The organism is Halorubrum sp. C191, assembly GCF_002727095.1.
Lineage (GTDB): Archaea > Halobacteriota > Halobacteria > Halobacteriales > Haloferacaceae > Halorubrum > Halorubrum ezzemoulense.
The window spans coordinates 1-5,614 of the sequence record NZ_NHNZ01000012.1; the positions used below are offsets into that span (position 1 = coordinate 1).

The following is a 5,614-nucleotide window of genomic DNA, read 5'->3' on the forward strand; positions in this document are numbered from 1 at the left end:
GATGATGTCCGTGTCGTCTCGTCCCGCAACACGATCAGATCCGAACTGGAACACTACGTAACATCGCAGACCAGTCCGGAGCGGAAGACTTCGAGAAGTGGTGTCAGTGGATCGATCGGCAGTGCTGATAGATTACTTATCTGACTGCTCGAAGATATTTCGGTTGTACCTACCACTACAGATCATCCGTCTTTAGTTAAGCCTGGTAGTAATATTCTATAGTGAATTATGCCCAAAGGTATTAATCATGGGAGAATATACAGTTCAGAATCTGATGGTCCAACTATCGAGCGATACACATCCCCCATCGGTGCCATTTTCTCCGTGTAGCTGGCGTGAAGGTGTCGAATAGGGGAAGAAAACGAACCCACTGCGTATTACTGTGAGTATTAACTGAAGACGGATGCCACTACAAATGAGCGAACCTCCTTTTTGTGGGGTTATCGCAGGACGTCGAAGACAGCTCGAATCTCGTCCTCATCCACGTCGACGCCGCGGCGCTCCAGCACCTCGACCGCGACAGCGATGTCCCAGTCCTCGAACGACTGGAGAACCGATAATTCAGCGTCATGGAGTTCGCGTTTCGAGAGCTCGTCTTCATCGAGCCCATGCTTTGAGGCCACCGCCCCGACACGACTCCGGTTGGCACTAATTGGGCCGAACGTCTCGTCACGGACGTAGTAGCTCTGCTGGCTCGTTTCTGCGAATCCGAATGGTTCGGGGTACTCCTCAGCTGGGGGTTGTCTCTCGTCAGTGTCTTCACTCGGCTCCGTCGACGAGTTGCTATTTCCCGTCGACGGCGCAGCGGTCGTGCCAGCATCGGCCGTAGACGGGTTATCGGCTGGCTCGTCCACGTTACTCGTTCCGCCGTCACCTTCCTCCTCTTCAATCGCATCGCCGAGGCCGCCGAAGCGGTCCGCCTCATCGGGCATGATTCGTCACCTCCGCACGCTTGTCCTCGGGATCAGGGCTCGCTTCGGCAACGCGGTCGGCGAGCGCGTCGAACGCAGCCACCTGGTCACATGACGGTTTCCACTCGCTGACCGGGAGCCCATGACGAGTGGCGTCGTTGATGGCCTTCCGGTATCGGATGCCCGGCTTCGGGATATCTGGATACTCGCCCGTGACCGAGCGGCCACCGTCGGCGACCGCCTCGAAGAACGCCGGCTCGACGCGTGCATACTCGGGAAGATAGTGGTCGAAGCCGTCGTACGTGAGATCCTGTGCAGTTGCACCGAACTCCCCATTCGTGTTGAGTTCACGGGCGAGCATCTGCTCGCCGCTCTCCTGAGCGATGCTCTCGCGCATCATGTTCGGCGTGATCGCGACGATATCGAGCGGAACCTCGTTGCGCAACGGGACGAGCGACCGGCGAAGAAGATTCTCCAGCCCCGACACCGAGCCCGCGCTCGGGATGAGTGGCACGATCACGCGTTGGACGGCGACGAGTGCGGCGTCATGGAGCATCCCGCGCCCACCAGGCGGATCGATGAACACGTAGTCGATGTCGCCGGAAACGAGCGGCTCGACGACTTCGCTGCGGATGAGCTTCACGCCGAAGCTCTGGTCTTTCATTTTGCCCTCAACAGTCTCGAGATCCTCCGTAGCCGGCAGCAGGTGCAACCCGAACTCAGTCTCGGTGAGGAGATCTGCCGGATCGGTCTCCTCGAAGATCGCGTCGCCGATGTCGGCTCCGTTTCCGAGCTCGCGCTCGTATCCGAGTAGCGTGGTCAAGTGGCCGTCCTTGTCGAGGTCGATGATGGCAACCTCATGGCCTTGCTCAGAGAGTTGGTGGGCAACGTTGAGCGACGTGGACGTTTTGGTAACGCCGCCCTTGAACAGCGAGACGACCGCACCCGGGAAGCCTTCGAGTGAGACGCTCACGCTGACCGCCTCCGTACGGCCACATCCAGATTGGTGAATATGCGCATATCCACGTATCCAGATGGGAACCACTTAGATATTTGGATGTGTGAGCACTTGTATATCTACATATGTAGATATCTGAGTATCTGATCTAATTTGGATATGCAGATATGTAGATATCCAGATATCCGGATAAGAAGGGATGAGCAGCCACTGTTAGAACTCATCGAGTGAACCGAGTACGCCCAGTGTCGCGTCGCAGCCACACCGTTCCTCGGCCCTCAGCCACGGACTGGAGTCTGGGCTAGGGTCGGTATCTTTCGTCGTGCCCCTGAGATCCCGCATCCTCAAAACGCCGGCTGTTCGTAGCGGTCCCCCACCGGATCCAGTTTTCTCGTTGTACCCACCCACACTGGTTTCAGTATTTCCTAAATCCGGAACTGAGCTGTACCTCCCCCCACCGCTTCCAGTAATAGCGGTCGCCCTACGCTACGTCGTTGATGTCGGCCAGACGACGGAGCTCCGATGCACGCTCATCGATATCGAGTTCGCCAGCAAGTGCAGAAAGCGCCGAATCGAACGGGACGTCGAGTTCGTAGGTGTTGAAGTTCCCACGCATCCCCGACCCGGAGTTGTTGTCGCGCTCGCGAAGGATGCCGAGCATCACCAAGTCCTTCACGTGGTTGTGAATCGAGCGCCGACTCAGCGGTGAGATGCCCATCGTCTCACACACGTTTTGATACCGTTCGAACACAGTCCGCGTTCGGGCCGGCGTGTCATCGGCCGCAGCGAGCGACACGATTGACAGCAACGAGAGATGGCCGTGATGGGTGAGTTGCCGGATCCCCTCCTCAACGCGTTCGCGCTCTAACTCTTGGCGAGCCGCCTCCACGTGGTCCTCGGTGATGACATCCTCATCCGCTCGTTCGGCTTGCTCGCCCGAGAGGCGGAGGAGATCGAGTGCTTGTCGGGCAGACCCGCGGTCTTTCGCCGCGAGCGCTGCACACAGTCGAATCGCTCCCTCATCGACGGCATCCTCTTTCAACGCGATTTCCGCTCGCGATTCAACGATCGATACGAGTTCGTCGGCCTCGTAGGCTGGGAAATGGAGTTCGCGTTCACACAGCGTATCCTGAACACGTGGATCCAGTTGGTCGGAGAATTTGAAGTCGTTCGAGATGCCGATGATACCGACTTTTGTGTGCTCAAGGTTGCCGTTCGCACGGGCACGGGGGAGTTCATAGAGGAGTTCGTCGTTGGAGCCGATCGAGTCGATCTCGTCGAGGATCAATAACACGGTGCCGCCGATGTCTTCGAGCTCGTCGTAGAGCATCCGAAAGACCGTCTGTTTCGGATGACCCGTTGCGGCAATCTCGCCACCATCGGGTCGCATCGCGTTCACGAGTTGTACGGCGACCTGATACGACGACGAGAGCGTCTTGCAGTTCACTGAGAACACCGTGACGTCAATGTCGTCGTACTCTTCGGCGTCTTCCTCCAACTGCTCCATCAGCCGATCGGTCACGGCTGTCTTTCCCACGCCAGTGTTGCCGTACAGGAAGATATTGTCCGGCTCCCAGCCATCGATAACCGGCTGGAGAGCGTCCATATAGTCCGCGATCTCCTCATCGCGCTCCTCTATCTCGGGAGGAGTGTAGGATTCACGGAGTGCGTCCTTGTCGGCGAAGATGGACGCATTCCGCTGAAACCGGCGCATAGTATTGTACGTGTAGGCAACTGATATAAAACCTGCCTTGCCAGTGTTTCCAGTGTTTCTAGTAATACCCTCACCCACCCCACTGTTTCCAGTTTGTTCTATTAGTAATATGGGGGTGCTAGGGCGATCTTCGCGCGCGGCCACACTCCACCGTTTCCAGTTTTCTCACGTGTTTCAGCACATCGAGAGTGGGCTGTTTCGGCCAGTAATACTGGAAATGGTGGGGTGGGTGTGTTGGATAGTACGGTCGACTGATGTGTACTGGACCGCTCTGACGAGTGTCGTCAGCGCAGATCGAGTCCACATCGTCACCACCTACTCACACATCACCGGTATCTGACTCGGCTAACTGGTACAGCGGCTTCTGTGCGTTCTTCAACTTCTCGAGGAGGTCGACTATTCTAATCCGGTCGTTTCTGCGACGATGGATCGAATTCGTCAGTATATTTCTGCTGCCACCGATCGACCCGAGCACACGATAGAGCAAGCAGATGCGGAAGTGGGTGGGGCAGCAGCAACATTCCTCGAACAGGGACGGACAGAACCGATCGGCATCTACACGAACGACTTACCGGCGTTCAGCGGGATTGAGCGCGCACTCTCATACATGGCTACGAGGGCGCAGTTCAGCTCATCAAAGCCTTCGACTTCGTCACGTCCGTCGAAAACCGGTACTGGTTCTCCGAATGACCCTTTAGGACGGAGGAGGCCAATGAGAATGTGACAGTACTAGTTCAATAACCCTTATTGCGGATTGCGTACAATTCGCTACTAATAATGGCAACTAGAGAAGCAAACTGGGATACCCCCCTCAATACGGGTGGTGAAGCATTCGAACTCCTCGGTAATGCCCGCAAAGCATGGATCTATACGTATATTCAGCATCATCCATCTACAACGATACAAGATATTGTCGAGACTCTCGACCTTCCGCAGCGAACGGTCTACGAGTATGTCGAGGATCTCGAGGGTGCAGGCTTCGTTCACCAGTCAAACGATGGCCGTCCAGCAGAATACAGGGCTCATGACATTGAACTCCAATTGGTAGATGGTGAGACCAAACGGCAGATCACGCCTGAGTTAGTTGAGGCGATTGCTCGGCGAACCCGAGACGAAGATATTGATACGTTCATTGACCGTCACGGGTTGGACGGGCTGGCAGTCGCGCTGGAATACGCTCGCGAATACGCCGATGGCTCGGTTACACATCAGATTATGGCTCGAGAGCAAGAACTCTCACCCCTTGAAGCAGGCGTTATTCTGGACGCACTCCGACCTGTCTTTGAGGACTGACTCAGAATGGAATATGACGACACTGTCGTGTTCATCGATTCTTCTGTCCTCATCAGTTGCGGCCGGCGTCAAAGTACACGCTTTCAGGCGCTTGCCCGAGAAGCCCGCCAGCGTCAAACCGTCTTCCGTATTTCGCCGCAAGTGTATGCAGAAGTAACTGGAGATCGATCTCTAAATGAGTACACAACTGGTGATTACGCCGTTGACGAAGCACTTGAAGAGGGGTGGATGAAAGTCACCGAAAGTCCATCTTATTCGAACTCGGATATCTCAACAGTGATGGATCAAGCACGGAGTTTCATTGCGAGTTCCAGCAACCGATCAGAAGATATCATCGAAAAAGCGGACACAGAAATGGTCGGATTGGCGCTTGAACTGCTTCTGACTGATACTGCAGATCGGGTTGTTCTCGTAACGAACGACATTCCACTTGGTGAAGCAGCTGAATCGTTGCTCCCTCAATATGGATTCGACACTGAGCAAATCAGTTGGCTTCGTGGTGGCGATCTCGCTGATGAACTCGGTGAGGATTTTGTCCCTGAATTTGATTGAGCCGGCTCTATTGAGCTCCTATTCTTTGTACATATGACTGCCTGAAATAGTCGACCGACGAGAACTGCATATCTCGCATTTTGTGTCACTTCGGCTGCCGGGCAATCCACAACTCGACTTTCGAGAAGGTTATTTTTCATTCACCCGCTGGTCTGTCTGTGAGAATGCCTCTGTCGCCATGTCGGC

Annotated in this window: 5 protein-coding genes; 2 read left to right on the top strand and 3 right to left on the bottom strand. The window is 55.4% G+C overall.

Annotation, left to right across the window (positions count from 1 at the left end; genetic code table 11):
- Positions 1 to 440 precede the first annotated feature (440 nt).
- From Z052_RS00590 to Z052_RS00600, 3 genes are all read right to left on the bottom strand, one after another.
- Positions 441 to 932 (bottom strand): hypothetical protein, encoded by a 492-nt coding sequence (locus Z052_RS00590; protein WP_094519210.1) that lies wholly within the window; start codon positions 930 to 932, stop codon positions 441 to 443.
- A complete protein-coding gene (locus Z052_RS00595; RefSeq protein ID WP_094519212.1) occupies positions 922 to 1,884 on the bottom strand; it encodes a ParA family protein in 963 nt (320 codons plus the stop codon). The genes Z052_RS00590 and Z052_RS00595 overlap by 11 nt, the downstream gene beginning before the upstream one ends.
- A gap of 466 nt (positions 1,885 to 2,350) precedes the next feature.
- Positions 2,351 to 3,583, bottom strand: a complete 1,233-nt coding sequence (locus Z052_RS00600) for an orc1/cdc6 family replication initiation protein (protein ID WP_089309384.1) — start codon at positions 3,581 to 3,583, stop codon at positions 2,351 to 2,353.
- A gap of 777 nt (positions 3,584 to 4,360) precedes the next feature.
- Between Z052_RS00600 and Z052_RS00605 the strand changes: the two genes are divergently transcribed.
- Both Z052_RS00605 and Z052_RS00610 read left to right on the top strand, forming a co-directional pair.
- Positions 4,361 to 4,876 carry a helix-turn-helix domain-containing protein gene (locus Z052_RS00605; protein ID WP_089309383.1) on the top strand — a complete coding sequence of 172 codons (516 nt, stop codon included), beginning with the start codon at positions 4,361 to 4,363 and terminating at the stop codon, positions 4,874 to 4,876.
- A 6-nt stretch (positions 4,877 to 4,882) separates the two neighbouring features.
- Entirely contained in the window at positions 4,883 to 5,428 is a 546-nt protein-coding gene (locus Z052_RS00610; protein WP_089309382.1) for a hypothetical protein, read from the top strand.
- Positions 5,429 to 5,614 lie beyond the last annotated feature (186 nt).

What these genes read in the sequence shown, in the direction of transcription:
- Z052_RS00600 (WP_089309384.1), bottom strand. Translation starts at nt 3,583, where the DNA reads ATGCGCCGGTTTCAGCGGAATGCGTCCATCTTCGCCGACAAGGACGCA.
- Z052_RS00610 (WP_089309382.1), top strand. Translation starts at nt 4,883, where the DNA reads ATGGAATATGACGACACTGTCGTGTTCATCGATTCTTCTGTCCTCATC.
- Z052_RS00590 (WP_094519210.1), bottom strand. Translation starts at nt 932, where the DNA reads ATGCCCGATGAGGCGGACCGCTTCGGCGGCCTCGGCGATGCGATTGAA.
- Z052_RS00605 (WP_089309383.1), top strand. Translation starts at nt 4,361, where the DNA reads ATGGCAACTAGAGAAGCAAACTGGGATACCCCCCTCAATACGGGTGGT.